Origin of the sequence: Streptomyces sp. NPDC001194 (assembly GCF_042896985.1) — a bacterium.
In the GTDB taxonomy this organism is placed as follows: domain Bacteria; phylum Actinomycetota; class Actinomycetes; order Streptomycetales; family Streptomycetaceae; genus Streptomyces.
The window spans coordinates 170,114-188,205 of record NZ_JBIAXU010000011.1; the positions used below are offsets into that span (position 1 = coordinate 170,114).

At 74.3% G+C, this 18,092-nt stretch carries 15 protein-coding genes; 11 read left to right on the top strand and 4 right to left on the bottom strand.

From position 1 onward, the window contains the following. Positions 1-19: 19 nt before the first annotated feature. The 3 genes from ACFY1T_RS22445 to ACFY1T_RS22455 are packed head-to-tail and all read left to right on the top strand — an operon-like array spanning position 20 to position 3,203. Positions 20-1,060, top strand: a complete 1,041-nt coding sequence (locus ACFY1T_RS22445) for an aspartate-semialdehyde dehydrogenase (protein WP_390789709.1) — start codon at positions 20-22, stop codon at positions 1,058-1,060. Next, positions 1,057-2,160, top strand: a complete 1,104-nt coding sequence (locus ACFY1T_RS22450) for an aspartate kinase (protein ID WP_390789710.1) — start codon at positions 1,057-1,059, stop codon at positions 2,158-2,160. Before ACFY1T_RS22445 ends, ACFY1T_RS22450 begins: the two co-directional genes overlap by 4 nt. Before the next feature lie 5 nt (positions 2,161-2,165). Further along, positions 2,166-3,203, top strand: a complete 1,038-nt coding sequence (locus ACFY1T_RS22455) for an oxygenase (RefSeq protein WP_390789711.1) — start codon at positions 2,166-2,168, stop codon at positions 3,201-3,203. A 6-nt stretch (positions 3,204-3,209) separates the two neighbouring features. Here ACFY1T_RS22455 and ACFY1T_RS22460 read toward each other — a convergent pair whose 3' ends face one another. Together ACFY1T_RS22460 and ACFY1T_RS22465 are read right to left on the bottom strand one after the other, a co-directional pair. Then, on the bottom strand, positions 3,210-4,133 hold the full coding sequence (locus tag ACFY1T_RS22460; protein ID WP_030870020.1) for a LysR family transcriptional regulator: 924 nt from the start codon (positions 4,131-4,133) through the stop codon (positions 3,210-3,212). Between the two features lie 47 nt (positions 4,134-4,180). Beyond that, positions 4,181-4,375, bottom strand: coding sequence for a hypothetical protein (locus ACFY1T_RS22465; protein WP_390789712.1), 195 nt, complete (start codon positions 4,373-4,375; stop codon positions 4,181-4,183). A gap of 313 nt (positions 4,376-4,688) precedes the next feature. Here ACFY1T_RS22465 and ACFY1T_RS22470 point away from each other — a divergent pair, with 313 nt between their 5' ends. Beyond that, positions 4,689-5,693 carry a helix-turn-helix domain-containing protein gene (locus ACFY1T_RS22470; protein ID WP_390789713.1) on the top strand — a complete coding sequence of 335 codons (1,005 nt, stop codon included), beginning with the start codon at positions 4,689-4,691 and terminating at the stop codon, positions 5,691-5,693. A 34-nt stretch (positions 5,694-5,727) separates the two neighbouring features. On the opposite strand, the gene ACFY1T_RS22475 is transcribed toward ACFY1T_RS22470, so the two are convergent. Next, positions 5,728-6,249, bottom strand: coding sequence for a flavin reductase family protein (locus ACFY1T_RS22475; protein WP_390789714.1), 522 nt, complete (start codon positions 6,247-6,249; stop codon positions 5,728-5,730). Next, complete coding sequence (locus ACFY1T_RS22480) at positions 6,246-11,507, bottom strand: MupA/Atu3671 family FMN-dependent luciferase-like monooxygenase (RefSeq protein ID WP_390789715.1); 5,262 nt, start codon at positions 11,505-11,507, stop codon at positions 6,246-6,248. Before ACFY1T_RS22480 ends, ACFY1T_RS22475 begins: the two co-directional genes overlap by 4 nt. Positions 11,508-11,657: 150 nt before the next feature. Between ACFY1T_RS22480 and ACFY1T_RS22485 the strand changes: the two genes are divergently transcribed. The 7 genes from ACFY1T_RS22485 to ACFY1T_RS22515 are packed head-to-tail and all read left to right on the top strand — an operon-like array spanning position 11,658 to position 18,013. Then, positions 11,658-12,428, top strand: a complete 771-nt coding sequence (locus tag ACFY1T_RS22485) for a 2OG-Fe dioxygenase family protein (RefSeq protein WP_390789716.1) — start codon at positions 11,658-11,660, stop codon at positions 12,426-12,428. Between the two features lie 16 nt (positions 12,429-12,444). Next, entirely contained in the window at positions 12,445-13,545 is a 1,101-nt protein-coding gene (locus ACFY1T_RS22490) for a M20/M25/M40 family metallo-hydrolase (RefSeq protein WP_390789744.1), read from the top strand. After that, positions 13,542-14,411: a lysine biosynthesis protein LysX gene (lysX, locus tag ACFY1T_RS22495; RefSeq protein WP_390789717.1), complete on the top strand. Its 870-nt coding sequence runs from the start codon at positions 13,542-13,544 to the stop codon at positions 14,409-14,411. Before ACFY1T_RS22490 ends, lysX begins: the two co-directional genes overlap by 4 nt. Then, a complete protein-coding gene (locus tag ACFY1T_RS22500) occupies positions 14,408-14,764 on the top strand; it encodes a hypothetical protein (RefSeq protein WP_390789718.1) in 357 nt (118 codons plus the stop codon). Before lysX ends, ACFY1T_RS22500 begins: the two co-directional genes overlap by 4 nt. Next, positions 14,761-16,116, top strand: a complete 1,356-nt coding sequence (locus tag ACFY1T_RS22505; RefSeq protein ID WP_030869993.1) for a DegT/DnrJ/EryC1/StrS aminotransferase family protein — start codon at positions 14,761-14,763, stop codon at positions 16,114-16,116. The genes ACFY1T_RS22500 and ACFY1T_RS22505 overlap by 4 nt, the downstream gene beginning before the upstream one ends. Next, a complete protein-coding gene (locus ACFY1T_RS22510; RefSeq protein ID WP_390789719.1) occupies positions 16,113-16,994 on the top strand; it encodes a transketolase in 882 nt (293 codons plus the stop codon). The genes ACFY1T_RS22505 and ACFY1T_RS22510 overlap by 4 nt, the downstream gene beginning before the upstream one ends. Beyond that, a complete protein-coding gene (locus tag ACFY1T_RS22515; RefSeq protein ID WP_390789720.1) occupies positions 16,991-18,013 on the top strand; it encodes a transketolase family protein in 1,023 nt (340 codons plus the stop codon). The genes ACFY1T_RS22510 and ACFY1T_RS22515 overlap by 4 nt, the downstream gene beginning before the upstream one ends. Positions 18,014-18,092: the final 79 nt, after the last annotated feature.

Consider the following 18,092-nt stretch of genomic DNA (forward strand, 5'->3'; position numbering starts at 1 on the left):
ATCGAGATCGGAGATTCGTGTGACCCTCGTCAGCGACCCCTCAGCGCCCCGTATCGCCATCATCGGGGCGACCGGCGCGGTCGGCGGCACCCTCGTCGAGCTGTTCGAGGAGCGGAAGCTGCCCTACCGCGAGCTGTACCTGGTGGCCTCGCCGCGCTCCGCCGGCCGGGAGGTGTGCGTGGCGGGCCGCTACTACACCGTGCGGGACCTGGAGGAGTTCGACTTCGCCTCGGTGGACCTGGCGTTCTTCTCGGCCGGCACGGCCGTCAGCGAGCGGTGGGTGCCGGTCGCCACGGCCGCGGGCGCCCTCGTCATCGACAACACCCGCGCCTTCCGCATGGACCCGGCGACGCCCCTGGTGGTCCCGCAGGTCAACGCCGCGGAGCTGGACCGGCGGCCGGACAGCGGTACGGTCGCCAACCCGAACTGCTCCACGATCCCGCTGGTGCGGCTGCTGGACGCCGTCGGCCGGCGCTGGGGGCTGCGCCGGGTCGTGGTGAGCACGTACCAGGCGGCTTCGGGCCTGGGGCACTCGGGCATCGAGGAGCTCCAGGAGGCGACCGCGCTCGCGCTCCAGGACCCGGGCGCCGAGCCGCTGTCGAAGCGGTTCACCCCCTCGCTGGCCTTCAACGTGCTGCCGCGGATCGACGAGGTGCTGGAGAACGGCTTCACCCGCGAGGAGGAGAAGCTGCTGCACGAGTCCCGGCGGATCCTGGACCTGCCGGGACTGGACGTGACGGCGACGTGCGTACGGGTGCCGGTGGTCAACGGGCACTCGGAGTCGGTGTGGGTGGAGTGCGCCGACGAGGTCGACCGCGGTGAACTCGTCGCGCTGCTCGGCGCGCTGCCCGAGGTGAGCGTGTACGACGGAGCGCAGGCCCAGCCGCCGGTGCCGGCCTCCCTGGAGGACCCGGACCGGGTGCACGTGGGCCGGATCCGCGTCTCGCCGAACGATCCGCGGGGCTTCTGGCTGTGGCTGGTCGCCGACAACCTGCGGGTGGGCGCGGCGCTGAACGCGGTGCAGATCGCGGAGGAACTCCTCGCCCGGGGCACGCTGTGAGCGCGGCGCGGGTCCTCAAGTTCGGCGGGTCGAGCTTCGCCGGGCCGGACGGGTACGAGCGCGTCGCGGACGCGGTCGGCCGCCGGCTGCGGGAGGGGCGCGGCCCGCTGGCCGTGGTGGTGAGCGCGGGGCCGGGCGAGACGGAGGCCCTGCGGGAGCGGCTGCTGGGCATCGACCCGCACCCCGAGGACGAGACCCTGGCCGGGCTTTTGACACTGGCCGACACGGCGGGCGCGCAGCTGCTGGCCGCGGCCCTGCACCGGGCGGGCATCGGGTCGGCGGTACTGGCCGGGCAGCAGCTGGGCCTGGTCTCGGACTCGGTGTTCGCGCGGGCCCGGCTGGTGCACACGGATCCGGGGGCGCTGACGGCGGCCCTGGCCCGGCACGAGGTGGTGGTCGTACCGGGCGGGCAGGCCGTCGACGCGCGGGGCCGGCCGACCTGGCTCGGCAAGAACAGCTCGGACCTGTCGGCGGTGGCGGTGGCCGCGGCCGTCGGCGCGCCCGCGTGCGAGATCCACTCGGACGTGGACGGCATCTACAGCGCGGACCCGCACCTGGTGCCGGGTGCGCGGCTGCTGCCGCTGGTCTCCTACGACACGGCCTCGCTGCTGTCGCTGCACGGCGCGAAGGTGATCCACCGGCGGGCCGTGGAGATGGCCCGCAAGTGCGGTGTGGAGCTCGTACTGCGGCACGGGCGGCCGCCGTTCGCGCACGGCACCCGGGTGGGCGCGGCGGGCGAGCCGGTGCGCGCCGTGGTCCTGAACCGGCGCTCCGTCGCCCTGCGGTACTCCGGCGAGGCCGAGGCCGACCGGGCGTACGCGGCGCTGCGCGCGGCGAACGCGGACGCCGTCCGGCTGGGCGAGGGCTCGCTGGTCGTGGCCGTCGGCGGGTTCCTGGACCTCGCGGAGTTCCACCGGCGCCGGGGCCTGGCCCCCGGATCGGGCGCGGGCGTACCGGTGACGGTGCTGCGCGGCCCGGTGGCGACCACGCATCTGGCGGCCGACGCGGACGGGGCCGTGGCCCTCGCGCGGCGGCTGCACGGCACGTTCGAGAACGGCCCGGGCTCCCGTGCCCGGCCCCTGAGACTCGCAGGAGTGTGAGGCACATGACCATGACCGTCGCCGACATCCTCGGCACACGGCCGGACAGCGGCTCCACGCTCGCCGTCTGGAACCTGCCCGATTCGGTGCGCGAGGCGGTGGGGCGGGACCTGGCCGGGCTGGCCGACCCGGCCGCGGACCTCGACTGGGCCACGGCCCGCTGCCACCAGGTCTTCGCCCAGCTGCCGACCGAACTGCTCCGCCGGCTGCTGGACTTCGGCCGGCACCCCGACACGCCGGGGGTGGCGCTGGTCGGGAACCTGCCGCAGGACGCCCTGCTGCCGCCCACCCCGCTCGACGGCGGGCCGAGCCCCGCCAAGGGGACCTTCGTCGCCGAGGGGGTGCTGCTGGGGCTGAGCGGACTGCTGGGCGAGCCGGTGGGGATGCTCACCGAGAAGGACGGCCGCATCGTCCACGACGTGGTGCCCGTACCGGGAGGCGAGGACACCCAGACCAACCAGGGCTCGCGCGCCTTCCTGAACTTCCACAGCGACATCGTCCACGACCCGGCGGGCCGCTACGACCTGGCCAATCCCGACTTCCTGGTGCTGAACTGCCTGCGCGCCGACCATGACGGCGAGGCCGTGACCTACTACGCGGACGCCCGCGACATCGCGGCCTCCCTCGGCGACGAACTGCTGACGACGCTGCGGAGCCCGCTGTTCCGGCTGAACGCCCCGGGCGGCTACACCCGGGCCCACGCCGGCGGCCGCGAGGTGCTCTCCGATCCGGTGCCCCTGATCGGCGGCGCGGCGGCCTTCCCGGAGATCACCGTGGCGGCCAACGGGGTCCGCCCGATGACCACGGCGGCCGGCACGGCCCTGCTGCGGCTCCAGGAGGTCTGCCGTTCGGTGGCGCAGCCCGTGCGGTTGCGGCCCGGGCAGGCCCTGCTGGTCAACAACCGCAAGGGGGTGCACGCCCGTTCGGTGTTCACGCCCCGCTACGACGGGATGGACCGCTGGCTCCAGCGCACCTACGTGCGGCGCAGTCTGTGGACCATCCGCCACCGCGCCTCGCCGACCGCCCGCCGCGTCCACCTGTGAGCCCCTTCAGGCGGCCGCCGCGGCGGCCGCGGCCACCGGCCGGTAGTACTCGGACATGAAGGCGACGGTCTGCTCGACGAACAGGCGCATCTCCCGCGACAGCTGCTTGCCGCGCCGCCAGGCGAGCTGGGTGAACACCTCGAAGGGCGGCTCCCAGTCGAGGACGGCCAGCTGGCCGCTCTCCACGGCCTCGGCGACCGTCATCGTCGGCAGCAGGCTGATGCCGAGGCCCGCGGCCACGCCCCGCTTGATGGACTCGATGTTGCCGAACTCCAGGAAGCACACCGGCTCGCCCGAGCCGTCGTTGAGCTCGGCCTCGAACAGCTCGCGGTAGGCGCAGCCGGCCTCGGGGGCGAGGACGGCGGCCGTGCGCAGGTCCTGCGTCGTGAGGGAGCGGGCCAGGGCGAGGGGATGGCCGGGAGCGGCCACCACGGACAGCGGCTCGGAGCCCAGGACGGCGGTCTGCACCCCGGAGTGCTCCGTCTCGGCCTCCATCAGGAAGCCCAGGTCGAAGGAGCCCTGGCGCAGCGAGTGGCAGGTCTCGGCGCACAGGCTGGGGCGGAGCACCAGTTGCAGCAGCGGGTAGCGGTGGTGGAAGTACTCCAGGACGGGGGGCATCCGGTAGGAGATCAGGCTCTCCATGGTGCCGATGGTCAGGACCCCGGAGGGGTCCCCCAGGCCGGCGGTCACGCCCCGCGCCTCGTCGGCGAGGGAGAGGATCTGCTCCGCGTACGGCATCAGGCGCTCACCGGCCGGGGTGAGCTGGATCTTGCCGCGGAGGCGTTCGAAGAGCTCGACGCCGAGGGAGATCTCCAGTCCCTTGATCTGCGCGGTGACGCTGGACTGCGCGTACTTGAGCTCGGTGGCGGCCCGCGTGAAGCTGAGCAGTGTCGCCACCCGGTGGAAGGTCGTCAGCTGTCGGATGTCCACGTGGTCTCCCGCGGGTTCGGAGCCGGCTGCCTCGGTGTCCGGTCCGGTCAGCCCCAGCCCATGTCGTCGCCCGTGCCGGTGCCGGTGCCGCCGGTGCCCGTGCCGGGGGCGGGCTGGGTGACCGCCGTCGGGACGGGGGCGTCGGCGAGGACCGTGGCGGTCACGGTGCCCGCGACGGGCAGGAGGCACAGGGCGGCGAGGGCGACGGTGGCGGCGATCGGGGCGAAGCGGGCGCGGAGCATGAGCGGTCCCATCCAGGAGTCGGGGTGAGGTACTCGAGCTCCCCTCGCACGTCCCGCGGTTGACGTGGTTCGGGGGGCTTCTGCCGAGTTGTCCGGCGGCTGTTTTCCGCCGTGGCTCAAGCATCCTTCGAGCGGTGGGTGCAGGTGAAGGGAAACCGGGTGGCCTGATTGGGCCCTGGCCCTTTCAGTCCACCGGGCGGCATCACGGTGGCGCGGGGCCCCGCAGGGTGGTTTCATCCCCTCGATCGGCAGGTTGTCGTTTGGCATGATCAGGGCGGAGCGACCCGTCCGCTCTGTTCAGCAGGGGGATCCAGTGCTTGAGTCTTTGGGGTTGGACGGCCCCACAGAATCCGTCTACCGCACGATGCTGGCCCATCCGGGGGACGACGCGACCGCGTTGGCGAAACGACTCGGCTGGACCGAAGAGGACATCCGCCGTGCCTGGGGGCGGCTGGCCGAACTATGTCTGGTGGTACAGGACCGGGCCGATTTCCCGGACCACCCGCGCGCGGTCAGCCCCGAGCTGGGGCTGGAGCACCTGCTGGCCCGCCAGCAGACGGAGTTCGCGGCGCACCGCCAGCGCATCGCCGCCTCGCGGGCGGCCGCGTCCCAGCTCATCTCGGAGTACGCGGGCCTCCAGCCCGCCGCCTCGCAGACGGGTGTGGAGCATCTCAACGGCGTGGAGGAGATACGGGCCCGGCTGGCCCGTTTCACCAACGAGGTGGAACAGGAGGTCATGGCCTTCGTGCCCGACGGGGGCCAGAGCGAGGAGAACATGGCCGCCGCGCGGCCGTTGAACGAGCGCCTCCTCAAGCGCGGCGTGGTGATGCGCACCATCTACGTCGACGCCGTCCGCAACAGCCCGCCGACGGTGGAGCACGCGAACTGGCTGACCGGCCAGGGCGGCCAGGTCCGTACGGTGGCCACCCTCCCGACCCGGATGACGATCCTGGACCGCAAGACCGCGATCATCCCGCTCAACAGCGAGGACAGCCTGGCCGGGGCCGTGGTGCTGACCGGCCACGGGACGCTGACCGCGCTGTGCACGCTCTTCGAGGGCGTATGGGACCAGGCGCAGCCGTTCGGCGAGGCCGTCCAGCCCCGCGGGGGCGAGGACGGCCTCAGCCGGCAGGAACAGGCCGCGCTGCGGCTGCTGGCGGAGGGGCACACCGACGAGGGGATCGCCAAGCGGCTGGGGGTCTCGCACCGCACCGCCCGCCGGATCGCGACGGTCCTGATGGAGCGCCTCGGCGCGCGGAGCCGGTTCGAGGCCGGCGTCCGCGCGGTCCGCTGCGGCTGGCTCCCCTACGAGCCGTAGGTCTCGGCCCGTCGGGGGGCCGGGGCGCCCGGGGTCACGGCCGGGGCTCGCGCAGGGAGGTGAAGGCGCCCGCGCGGTAGAGGAGGGGGAGCCGGTCCGCCGGGCCCGGGTCCCCCGTGACCAGTTCGGCCACCACGATGCGGTGGTCGCCCGCCGGCACGCGGGCGGTCACCCGGCAGACCAGCCAGGCGAGGACCCCCGAGAGCACCGGGGTCCCGCAGGGGCCGGTGGACCAGTCGGCCGCGGCGAACCGGTCGGCTCCGCTGCGGGCGAAGACGGAGGCCAGCGCGGCCTGGTCCTCGCCCAGCAGGTGCACCGCGACGTGTTCGGCGGCGGCGACCGCCGGCCAGCTGGAGGCTCCGTTCGAGACGGCGAACGCCAGGGCGGGCGGGTCGGCCGAGACCGAGATCAGCGAGGTGGCGGTGAAGCCGTGGGGGCGGCCGTCCGCCCCGCGGGCGGTGATCACCGCGACCCCGGCTGCGTGCTGGCGGAAGACCGACCGCAGCAGGGTGTCGAGTGCGGGCCGCGCGGCCCGCGGGGTCTCCATGACGGTCATCCGAGGCGGCTTTCCGGGAGCAGTTCGCCGAGCGCGGCGGCGATGTCCTTGGCGCCGGTGCCCTGCATGACGGTGAAGTGGGTGCCGGGGACGAGCCGGGTGCGGACCGGGCCGTCGGCGTGCCGCTCCCAGCCCTCGCGGAACCAGTCCGGATCGCCCGGGTCGTCGGCGACGAGCAGTTCCACGGGCCCGCGGTAGGGGGTGGCCCGCCAGGTGGAGGCCGCCCGGGTCATGGCGGTGAACATCCGGGCCCGGGCCAGGATCTGCGCGTCCTCCCCGTCGCGGACCAGGCCCGCATCGGCGAGCCGGCCGAGGACGGCCTCGTACGCGGCCTCCCGCGGCAGGGCGCGGACCGTCTCCGGGTCGGTGTGCAGCGGGGGCCGGCCCATGGAGAGGGCGAAGCTGTCGGCGAAGGCGCACACCGACTCGGCGTGGCCGAGCGGCTGCGGCAGCTGGGCGGGGGGCTGGGTGTCCACCAGGGCCAGCAGGGCCACCTCGGCACCCCCGGCCTGGAGCAGCGAGGCCAGCGCCCAGGCGATGCCGCCGCCCAGCGACCAGCCGAGCAGGTGGTACGGGCCCTGCGGCTGCACCTCGCGGATCGCGTCGCGGTAGCGGTGCGCGAGCTCGTCGAGGGTTTCCTCGGGGGCGCCGGGGACGATGGGCGCGGCGTCGATGCCGTAGACGGTCCGGTCCTCTTCGATGTGCTGGGCCAGCGGGAAGTAGGAGGTGGAGGTTCCGGTGCTGGAGTGGACGCAGAACAGCGGGGGCAGCTGCGCGGATCCGGAGCCGGACTTGAGGAGGGTCAGGGTGCCGCCCGGTGCGGGCACGGCGCCGTCCGTGGACGCCGAGGCGGCCTCCTGGTCGGCGACGGCGGCCAGTTCGGCGACCGTCTGGTGCTGGAAGAGCTGGCGGGCGGTGATGCGCACGCCGCGCTTGTTGGCGAAGTCGACGGCCCGGATGACGGTGATGGAGTGTCCGCCGAGGTCGAAGAAGTTGTCGTGGATGCCGACCGAGGGGACCTCCAGGAGCTGCTGCCACACCTCGGCGAGGATCTGCTGGGTGGGCGTGGCCGGCGCCTGTGCGGGTCCGTCCGCGGCCGCGGCGGACGGGTCGGGCAGTTTGAAGCGGTCCACCTTTCCGTTGGCGTTGAGCGGGAGCGCGTCCAGCACGGTGTAGCGGGCGGGCACCATGAACTCGGGCAGCCGCTCGCGCAGGTGGGCGCGGAGTTCATCGGCGGCGGGGGCGCCCCGGCCGGGAGCGGCCACCAGGTAGGCGGCCAGGTACTGGGCGCCGGCCGGGCCGCGGGCGGCGACCACGCAGGAGCCGACGCCGGGGTGGTCGCGCAGGGCGGTCTCGACCTCGCCGAGTTCGACGCGGTAGCCGCGGACCTTGACCTGGTCGTCGCCCCGGCCGAGGAACTCCAGGCGGCCGTCGGGCAGCCACTTGGCGAGGTCGCCGGTGCGGTACATGCGGGCGCCGGGGGCCCGGTCCCGGCGGAACGGGTCGGGCAGGAACCGCTCGCGGGTCAGCTCCGGCAGGTTGTGGTAGCCGCGGGAGACGCCGTCGCCGCCGATGTGGAGCTCGCCGGGCACGCCGACGGGCAGCGGGGCCCCGTGCGCGTCGAGGACGTAGACGGCGGTGTTGGCGATGGGGGTGCCGACGGGGACGGTGGGGGCCTCGGTGTCGGCGCCGTCGACGGGCGCCGAGGTGGACCAGACGGTGGTCTCGGTGGGCCCGTACATGTTGTGGAAGCTGGCGCCGGTGGCCTCGCGCAGCCGCAGGGCCAGCGCGGTGGGCACGGCCTCGCCGCCGACGAGCAGGACGTCGAGGGCGCCGAGGGCTTCGCGGGCCGCGCCGGAGGGGTCGTCGAGCATCAGCTGGGCGAGGGAGGGCGTGCACTGCAGGTGGGTGACCCCGTGCTCGGCGATCAGCTCGGCGAGGGAGGCGTTGTGGGCGGGGCCGGCCGGCCGCGCCTGCCCCAGCGGGGCATTGGCGAGGACGCGCAGCCGGTCGAGGTGTTCCAGGCCGCCGAGTACGTCGTCGGCGTCGATGCCGAAGTCCACGAGGCAGGCGAGTTCGTCGACGCCGATGGCGGAGAGCTTGTCGATCAGCTCCAGGCAGTCCTCGGGGGTGCCGAACAGGCCGCTGGTGTGCACGTACCGGTCGAAGGCGTGGCCGAGGAGGGCGTCGAGGTCGTCCTCGCCGATGTTGCGGGGGTCGACGTCCACGCCCATGCGCTGGCCGAGCACCCGGACCAGGTCCAGGGAGGTGCGCAGGTAGTCGATGAACGGTTCGCGGACCAGGGCCAGGGCCCGGTCGCGGTCCTCGTCGAGGAAGGTGTGCAGCATGAGGGTGACCTTGCCGCCCTCGGTGCCGAACTTCTCGCGCCAGGTGTCGTGGTAGAGCCGGATGGACTCGGCGAGCTGGTCGAGGTCCTGGCCGAGCAGGTGGGTGAGGATGTTGGCGCCCTGTTCGGCGGCGGCCTTGAAGGTGGCGGGGGTGCCGCCGGAGGAGAGCCAGACGGGCAGTTCGGCCTGGACGGGGCGGGGCCGGATGCGGACCTCGACGTCCTTGCCGTTGCCGGCGGTCAGCGTGGCCGGCTCGCCGCGCCACAGCGACCGTACGGTCCGCACGCCGTCGATCATGACCTGCTTGCGGTCCTCGTAGTTCCCGGGGGCGAAGACGAAGTCGTCGTGGAGCCAGCCGGAGGCGAAGGCCATGCCGACGCGGCCGCCGGAGAGGTTGTCGACGACGGACCACTCCTCGGCCACGCGCACCGGGTGGTGCAGCGGCATGACCACGCTGCCGGAGCGGATCGCGATGTTCTCGGTGACCATGGCCAGGGCGGCGGCGGTCACCGAGGGGGCCGGGTAGAGACCGCCGAAGGCGTGGAAGTGGCGTTCGGGGGTCCACACGGCGGAGAAGCCGTGCCGGTCGGCGAACTTGGCGCCCTCCAGCAGCAGCCGGTAGCGGTTGCCGCCGGGGGCGTCGTCACCCGCGTCGCTGGCGAAGTAGAAGAGGCCGAACTCCATGGGGCGGGTGCGCGGGGCGGGGGCGGAGCGCAGCAGCTCGTGCGGGCGGCCGGAGGCCACGACCACCTTGAAGCCGCGGGTGAGCGTCCAGAACATCTCGACCTCGGACATGTCGAAGGAGATGCTGCTGATCGCGAGCCAGGTGCCCGGCGAGTGCTCGCCGACCCGGTCGTCGAGACCGCGGAAGAGGTTGAGGAGCTGGGCGTGCTCGACCATGACGCCCTTGGGCTTTCCGGTGGAGCCCGAGGTGTACGTGACGTACGCGAGGTCGTGCGCGCCGACGCTGACGCCCGGGTCGGCGTCGGGGACGTCCTCGAGGGGGTCGGCCGACAGGTCGAGCAGGACGGGATCCGCGCCCTCGGCGAGGGCGGCCGCGGCGGTCAGCCGGGCGGTGCTGTCCGCGTCGACGAGGACGGCGGCGGGGCGGGCGTCGCCGAGGACGTGGCCGAGGCGGGCCGCCGGGTAGTCGGGGTCGAGGGGGACGAAGGCGGCTCCGGACTTGAGGACGCCGAGGAGCCCGGCGGGCATGTCGAGGCCGCGGGAGAGGCAGACGCCCACCAGGGTGCCGGGGCCGGCGCCGAGGGCGCGCAGGCGGTGGGCGATCCGGTTGGCGCGCCGGTCCAGGGCCGCGTAGTCGAGGGCGGCGCCCCGGTGGACGACCGCGGTGGCCCCGGGGGTACGGGCGACCTGGGCGGCGAAGGCCGCCGGGACCCCGCCGGCGGTCTCCACGGGTACGGCGGTGTCGTTCCACTGGACCAGGATCCGCTCGTGCTCGGCGGGGGTGAGCACGGCGAGTTCGGACAGGCGCGCGTCGGGGCGGGAGACGGCGCTCTCCAGGACCCGGCGGTAGTGGCCGAGCATCCGCTCGATGCGGTCGCCGTCGTGGAGTTCGGTGGCGTACTCGGTCATCAGGTCGACGCCGCCGGTGGAGCGCTCGGAGAGGCCGATCGTCCAGTCGAACTTGGTGGTGCCCATGTGCAGGGGCAGGCCGGTGAGTTCGATGTCCCCCATCCGGACCGTCTCCACCGGGGTGCCCAGCTGGTAGATCGCGTGCTGGAAGAGCGGGTTGCGGCTCTGGTCGCGGTCGGGCCGCAGCTCGCCGACGAGCTGGTCGAAGGGGAGTTCCTGGTGCTTGTGCGCGTCGGAGACGGCGTCGCCCGTACGGGCCAGCAGCTCGCGGAAGGTGGGGTCGCCCGCGGTCGAGGTGCGCAGCACGACGGTGTTGGCGAAGTAGCCGATGAGCGGCTCGAACTCGGTGCGGGTGCGGCCGGAGAAGACGGAGCCGAGCGCGATGTCGTCCTGGCCGGTGTAGCGGGACATCAGGGCGGCGAGTCCGGCGACGGCCACCGGCAGCAGCCGGGTCCGCTCGCTGCGGGCGAGGGCCTCCAGGTCTCGGTGGAGCGCGGGTTCCAGGTACGCGCCGACCTCGGCGCCGGTCCACTTCGGGTCGGCGGGGCGCGGCCGGTCGGACGGGAACTGGAGGGCGGGCAGCCCCTCCAGGCGCTCGCGCCAGTACGCCAGCGAGCGGGCGCCGGCCTCGCCGGCCAGCCGGTCGCGCTGCCATACGGCGTAGTCGGCGTACTGGATGGGCAGTTCGGGCAGGACGGGGGCGCGGCCGGCCCGCCCGGCCAGGTAGCACTCGGTGAGCTCCTGCACCATGCGGGTGGTGGACCAGCCGTCGGTGGCGATGTGGTGCATGGACAGCACCAGGACGTGCTCGTCGGGGCCCTGCTTGGCGAGGGTGGCGCGCAGCATCGGGCCGGCCGACAGGTCGATGCGGCGGCGGGCCTCGCGGGAGGCGGTCTCGCGGGTGCGGGCCTCGCGTTCGGCGGCGGGCAGGCTGGAGAGGTCGAGCAGCTCCAGGGCGGCGGGCGCGGGCGCGTCGACGGTCTGGCGGGGGCCGTCGGGGGTGGCGAGGTAGCGCGTGCGCAGGGTCTCGTGCCGGGCGACGACGGTGCTCAGGGCGGAACGCAGCAGGGGCACGTCGAGGGGGCCGCGCAGGCGCAGCGCGAGCGGGGTGTTGTAGAAGGCCAGCCCGTCGGACCACTGGTCGAGGAACCACAGGCTCTGCTGTACGGAGGACAGCGGCAGGGGCTCGTCCCGGCCGGCGGCGGCGATGCGGTCGCTGTCCTGCCGCGGCTCACGGTTGGCGCGCAGCTCCCCCAGCAGCGCGGCGCGCTGCTGGGGGGTGAGCTGTGCCAGTCGGTCGTTGACGTTTCGCGGCATGCCGGGGCTCCTCGTCGACGTGTGTGTCTGGCCCGAAGCCTCCCCGGGGCGCGCCCGCCGGTGGAGTCGGGGGAAATCCGGACTCCTTCGGCGCGGCCCGGACCGGCAGCGTGATCGCCGGTCATACGCATCATTTCTGAAGGGGCGATCGTGACAAGTACGGGAGTGACCGCGCCGGACAAGGCAGTCCGGACCCGACCGCCGGCCGGCGACTGCGCCGACGGCCTGGCCCGGGAGACGGCCCGGGCCGGCTTCACCTGCCTGCGCCGCGACCGGATCCGGCACCTGCTGCCGGCGGACGCCCTGGAGGATTTCCGCGCCGCTTGGGAGGACCTGGAGCTGGACACCGGCATCCCCGGCGGGAAGCTGTTCCGGCTGCGCCGCTACGGGCGGCTGCGGGTGGAGGTGGAGGCGGACGGCACGGCCTCGTTCACTCCGCTGCCGCACGCCTCGTTCCGCCAGGACGTGATCCACATGTGGCGCGGGCAGGACCGGGTGTTCGCGCCGATCGCCCCCGAAGTGCTCCTGCACGAAGGCATGCGGGCGCTGGTCGGGCTGGACGCCCGGGCGGCCGCGCGGCTGAGCGGCACCACCTCCTGGGAGGTCGGCGTCCACCTGATCCGCATCCTGGCCGAGCCGGGCGGCGAGGGCGAGCCGACCCCCGAGGGCCGCCACCGCGACGGGCACGCGTACGTCGGGATGCACCTGCTGCGCCGGGACCGGTGCGGCGGCGGGCTCTCGACGGTGCACCCGGAGGGCGGCGAGCCGGTCCGGCTGACGCTGCTCGACCCGCTGGACTCGATGTTCGTCGACGACGCCCGGGTGACGCACGAGGTGTCCCCGATCAGCCCGCTGGACGGCACGGCGGTGCGCGACATGCTGCTGGTGGACCTCAACCCGGCCGCCGCGGCCGGCGGGTGACGCGGGCGTGAGCGCCATGGACCGTACCGGCGAGACCGCGCTGCTGCGCTCGCTCGTCGACATCCCGTCCGTCTCGGGCACCGAGGCCGCCGCCGGATCCTTCCTCGCCGCGTCGATGGACCGGCTCGGCTTCGACACGCACGTCGACGCCGTGGGCAACGTGCACGGCTCGGTCGGCCCGGCGGACGGGCCGCACCTGCTGCTGCTGGGCCACATGGACACCGTTGCGGGCGAGGTCCCGATCCGGCTGTCGGGCGACGTCCTCTACGGGCGGGGCACCGTCGACGCGAAGGGCCCGCTCGCCGCGATGGTCTGCGCGGCGGCCCGCCTCGCGGACACCACCGGCGCGCGGATCACCGTCGTCGGCGCGGTCGACGAGGAGCGCACCTCGGTCGGCGCCCGCCACCTGGCCGGCCTGTTGCGCCCGGACGCCGTGGTCATCGGCGAGCCGAGCGGGGCCGCCTGCGTGGGCATCGGCTACAAGGGCGTCTTCCGCTTCCGGATGACCGCCGAGCAGCCGGCCGCGCACACCAGTTCGCCCGAGGCGACGGCCGCGGAGATCGTCGCGGACTTCTGGTTCGGCGTACGGGAGTGGCTGCTGCGGCGGTACGGACCCGGAACCGCGAGCGCCCTGTTCGACCAGGCGCTGCCCTCGGTCGTCGCCATGGGCGGCGGCCTGGAGGAGGCCTGGATCGAGGTCTCGTGCCGGGTGCCGGTGCACTTCGACGCCGCCGCCTTCCGGGCCGCGCTCGACGAGCTGGCGGGCGGGCGGCGGATCACCGTCGTCGAACACGTGGAGGCGGTGCGGTCCTCGCGCACCGACCCGGTGGTCAAGGCCCTGACGGCCGCGATCCGCGAGAGCGGCGCGCGGCCCGCGGCGAAGCTGAAGCTGGGCACCGCCGACTGGAACGTGGTGGGTCCGGTCTGGGGAGTGCCGACGGCCGCGTACGGCCCGGGCGACTCCCGCTACTGCCACACCGAGGACGAGCACATCGCCCTGCCGGAATACCTCACTGCCATCGACGTCCTGACGGCGGCGCTGCCGCGGCTGGCGCGATCGGTGGCCCTGCGCACCACGACCGGTGCCCTCAACGGAATGGGAGGCGGCACGCCGTGAACACACGACGACCGCTGGCGGTACTGACCTCGCGCGTACGGCTGGAGGAGCGCCTGCTCCTGGCCGAACTGCGCAAGCGGGACATCGAGTTCGAACAGCTCGACACCCGGCGCCTGACGTTCCAACTCGACGGACCGGGCGCGCTGCCCTACCGGGGCGCGCTCAGCCGGGAGATCTCGCACACCCGCAACGCGTACGCGAGCCGGCTGCTGGAGCACCTGGGCGTGCCGGTGCTCAACAGCTCGCGGATCATCAACCTCTGCGGGGACAAGCTGCTGACCACCCTCGCCCTGCGGGAGGGCGGACTGCCCACCCCGCGCGCGATGGTCGGGCTGGTCCCGGACGCGGCGCTGGACGCCCTGGACGACTTCGGCTACCCGGCCGTCGTCAAGCCGCTGACCGGCTCCTGGGGCCGGATGGGCGCCCGGCTGCACGACCACGAGGGCGCCGAGGCGATCTTCGAGCACCGGGCGGCGCTGCCCGGCCCGCACCACCAGATCACGTACGTCCAGGAGTACATCGACAAGCCCGGCCGCGACATCAAGGCGTACGTCTTCGGCGGCGAGGTGGTCGGCGCGATCTACAAGATCTCCGAGAACTGGCGGACCAACACGGCGCTCGGCGGCCGCACCGAGGTGTGCCCGCTCAGCAACGACCTGGTCAAGCTGCTGACCGCGACCGCCGAGGCGATCGGCGAGGGCGTCCTCGGCGTCGACGTCATCGAGCACAAGGACGGCCGGATGGTCGTCAACGAGGTCAACCACACGCCCGAGTTCCACGGGGCGATCGAGGTGCTGGGCACCGACCTGGTCGGTGCGTACGTGGACTACGTCATGGCCCGGCTCGCCGTCTGGGACGCGCAGTGAGCCCCGCGCCCGGCCGGCTGGCCCCCCTCCAGCTGGCCGGCCCGGTCCCCTTCGACGGCCGGGTGCTGGAGCTGCCCCGCGGCCGCTACGACTGGCTGCACCTGGAGGTGCGCGCCGCCGCGCCCGCCGAGGCGACGCTGTGGCTGCACTTCGCCGGGGGGACCGACCCCGAGACCGCCGAGATCCCGGCGGGCGCGTCCGTACGGCTGCGCCTGCCGGTGACCCGGCGCGACGAGCTGGAGCGCGTACGGCTGCCGGAACGGGAGGGGCTCGAACTCCTCGCGCTGACCACCGTGGCACCGGCTCCGGCCGGCCTGCCCGATCCCCACGAGAGCGGTCTGGTGACGACATGAGCGGCACACTGGCGATGTTCGGCGGCGCCAAGACGCTGCGCCGGCAGGACATGGGCAAGGAGCTCACCGGCTGGCCGGTGATCACCGAGGAGGAGCACGCCGCGGTCCGCGGAGTGCTGGACGGCGGACTGTTCACCTCCAACGACGCGGGGCGCGGCGAGGTGTCCGCGCTCCAGCGCGACTGGGCCGCGTACACCGGGACCCGCTACTGCGCTGCCGTCTCCAACGGGACGGCGGCCCTGGAACTGGCGCTGGCCGCGCTCGACCTGGAGCCGGGCTCCGAGGTGCTGGTGCCTGCGCTGACCTTCATCGGGACCGCGATCCCGGTGGTGCAGCGGCTGCTGGTGCCCGTCTTCGTCGACGTGGACCCGGTCACCTTCACGATGGACCCGCAGGCGGCCGCCGCGGCGGTCACCGAGCGGACCCGGGCGATCGTCGTGGTGCACCTGCACGGCCTGCCCGCCGACATGACGGCGCTGCGGGCGCTCGCGGACAGCCGCGGGCTGAAGCTGATCGAGGACGCCGCGCAGGCCCAGGGCGCCGAGTACCAGGGCCGCCGGGCCGGCTCGATCGGCGACGTGAACGCCACCAGCCTCAACGTGGTCAAGAACCTGCCGACCTGCGGCGAGGGCGGGCTGATCACCACAGACGACGAGGAGCTGTACGAGCGGATCGTGCTGCGCCGCCAGTTCGGCGAGGACCTGCGGGCCGGCAAGGACCGCGACTACATCTCACGGGTGCTGGCCGGCAACGAGAAGCTGAGCGCGGTGCAGGCCGCCTTCACCCGGCGCCAGCTGGCCCGCCTCGACGAGTACCACGCCCTGCGCGCCAAGAACGTGGAGTCCTTCCTGGACCGCATCGGCCGGCTGCCGGGGCTGCTCGCCCCGCAGGTCCCCGCCGACCGCACGCACGCCTGGCACATCCTGCGGCTGCGGTTCTCCGCGGCGGGCCTCGGCCACCCCGAGGTCTCCGACGGGGCGCTGCGCGCGGTGCTGCAGCGGGCGCTGAAGGCGGAGGGCGTGCCGGTGGCCCCGTACCAGGTGGTGCCGCTGCCGGGGCAGCGGGCCTTCCGGGAGCTGTCCGGCTTCGGCGGCTACCCGTGGCGGATCGAGGGCGCGGCCCGGCCGCGCCACGACATCCACGAGTTCCCCGTGTCGCTGGCCGTGATCGAGGACTCGCTGACGATCCAGCGGATCCACCTCAACCCGGCGGCGGGCCCGGTCCTCGACCGGTGCGCGCAGGCCTTCGAGAAGGTCTGGGACCGGATCGAGGACCTGCTGCCGCTGGCGCGGGCCATGGAGTACCGCCCGCCGTGGCACGCCGCGGTCAACACCCCTTTGGAGAGCGCGTGAGCACCCTGCTCGAACCGCCCGCGACGGCGGCCGCCCCGGCGGGGGCCGCCGCTCCCGCGGAGCCGGCGGACCTCGCGGACCTGGCCCACGAGGTGCGCGAGCTCGTCCTGCGGATGGGCACCACCGCGCACGGCACCCACGTCGGCGGCAGCCTGTCCGCGGCCGACGTCCTGACCGTCCTGTACCACGAGGTGCTGCGGCTGCGGCCGGAGCAGCCCGACTGGGCCGACCGCGACTGGTTCGTGCTCAGCAAGGGGCACGCGAGCGCCGCCCTGTACGCCGTGCTGGCCCAGCGCGGGTTCATCGACCGGACCGAGCTGGCCACCTACGGCGCTCCGGGGGGCCGGCTCGCCGGGCACCCGCTGCGCCGGCTGCCCGGCGTGGAGTTCCCCACCGGCTCGCTCGGACACGGCCTGTCGCTGGCCTCGGGGGTCGCGCTGGGCCTGCGCCGCACGGGCCGGCCGGGGCGGGCCTTCGCCCTGCTGGGCGACGGCGAGCTCCAGGAGGGCTCGGTGTGGGAGGCCGCGATGAACGCGGGCCACCACGGGCTCGACAACCTGGTCGCGGTCGTCGACCGCAACGGGCTGCAGATCTCCGGCTCGACCGAGGAGTGCGTGAGCCTGGAGCCCCTGGGCGACCGCTGGCGCAGCTTCGGCTGGGCGGTGGCGGAGGTGGACGGCCACGACCTGGGTGCGCTGCGGGAGGTGTTCGCGGCCCTGCCGGACGACGCCGGGCGGCCGACCGTGGTGCTGGCGCAGACGGTCAAGGGCCGCGGGGTGCCGCTGTTCGAGGGCAAGAAGAAGTCCCATTCGGTGCAGCTGACGCCTCGGCTGTTCCAGCGGGCCCTGACCGGCCTGAACGCGAGGAGGGCACGATGACCGCCACGATGCCGGAGACGGCCGCGCAGCTGCCCGGGGCCGCCGAGACCGCCCAGGGCGCCGAGCCGACCTGGCAGGAGCGGTACGGGGTCGCGGCGCGCGAGGTGTACCGCCGCACGCTGCTGGAGCTGGCCCGGACCGACCCGCGGATCATCTGCGTGGACTCCGACATGGGCGGCCTGGAGACGCTGTTCGGCGAGGAGCTGCCGTCGCAGTACGTCAACGTCGGCATCGCCGAGGCCAACCTGATGGGGGTCTCGGCGGGGATGGCGGCGACCGGGCTGCTGCCGTACGCGAACACCCTGTCGGGGTTCGCGGCGGCCCGCGCCTGCGAGCAGGTGAAGATCGACGTGGCCGGGAACAACCTGCCGGTGCGGATCGTGGCGACCCACGCCGGGCTGTCGGCCGGTCACTACGGGCCCACGCACCACGCGGTGGAGGACCTGGCGATCCTGCGGACGCTGCCCAACCTGACCGTGGTGGTGCCGGCGGACGCGGTGGAGACCGAGTACGCGGTGCGCGCCACGGCGGACCTGCCGGGACCGCTGTTCCTGCGGCTGGGCCGGGCGGCGACGCCGCTGGTGCACGAGGAGCCGTACGAGTTCACGGTCGGCAAGGCGCGCGAGCTGCGGGCGGGTACGGACGTCACGATCGTGGCGACGGGCCCCTACCCGGTGTCGATGGCCCTGGAGGCGGCGCGGGAACTGGCCGGGCGGGGCGTCTCGGCCCGGGTGCTCAACATGCACACGATCAAGCCGCTGGACCAGGAGGCCGTGCTCGCGGCGGCGCGGGAGACCGCCGGGATCGTCACGGTGGAGGACCACCTGGTGGCCGGGGGCCTGGGGGCCGCGGTCTGCGAGGTGGTGACGCAGGAGGCACCGTGCCGGGTGCACCGGATCGGTGTGCCGGACCGGTTCTTCGACCACGTCGCCGACGAGCGGCAGTTGCTGGAGCTGGCCGGCATCAGCCCGGCGGAGATCGTCGCGGCGGCGGCCCGGCTGGCCGCCGCCCCGCGATGAGCGGCCCTGCGGTGAACGGCCCTGCGGTGAACGGCCCTGCGGTGAACGGCCTTGCGACGAGCGGCCCTGCGACGAGCGG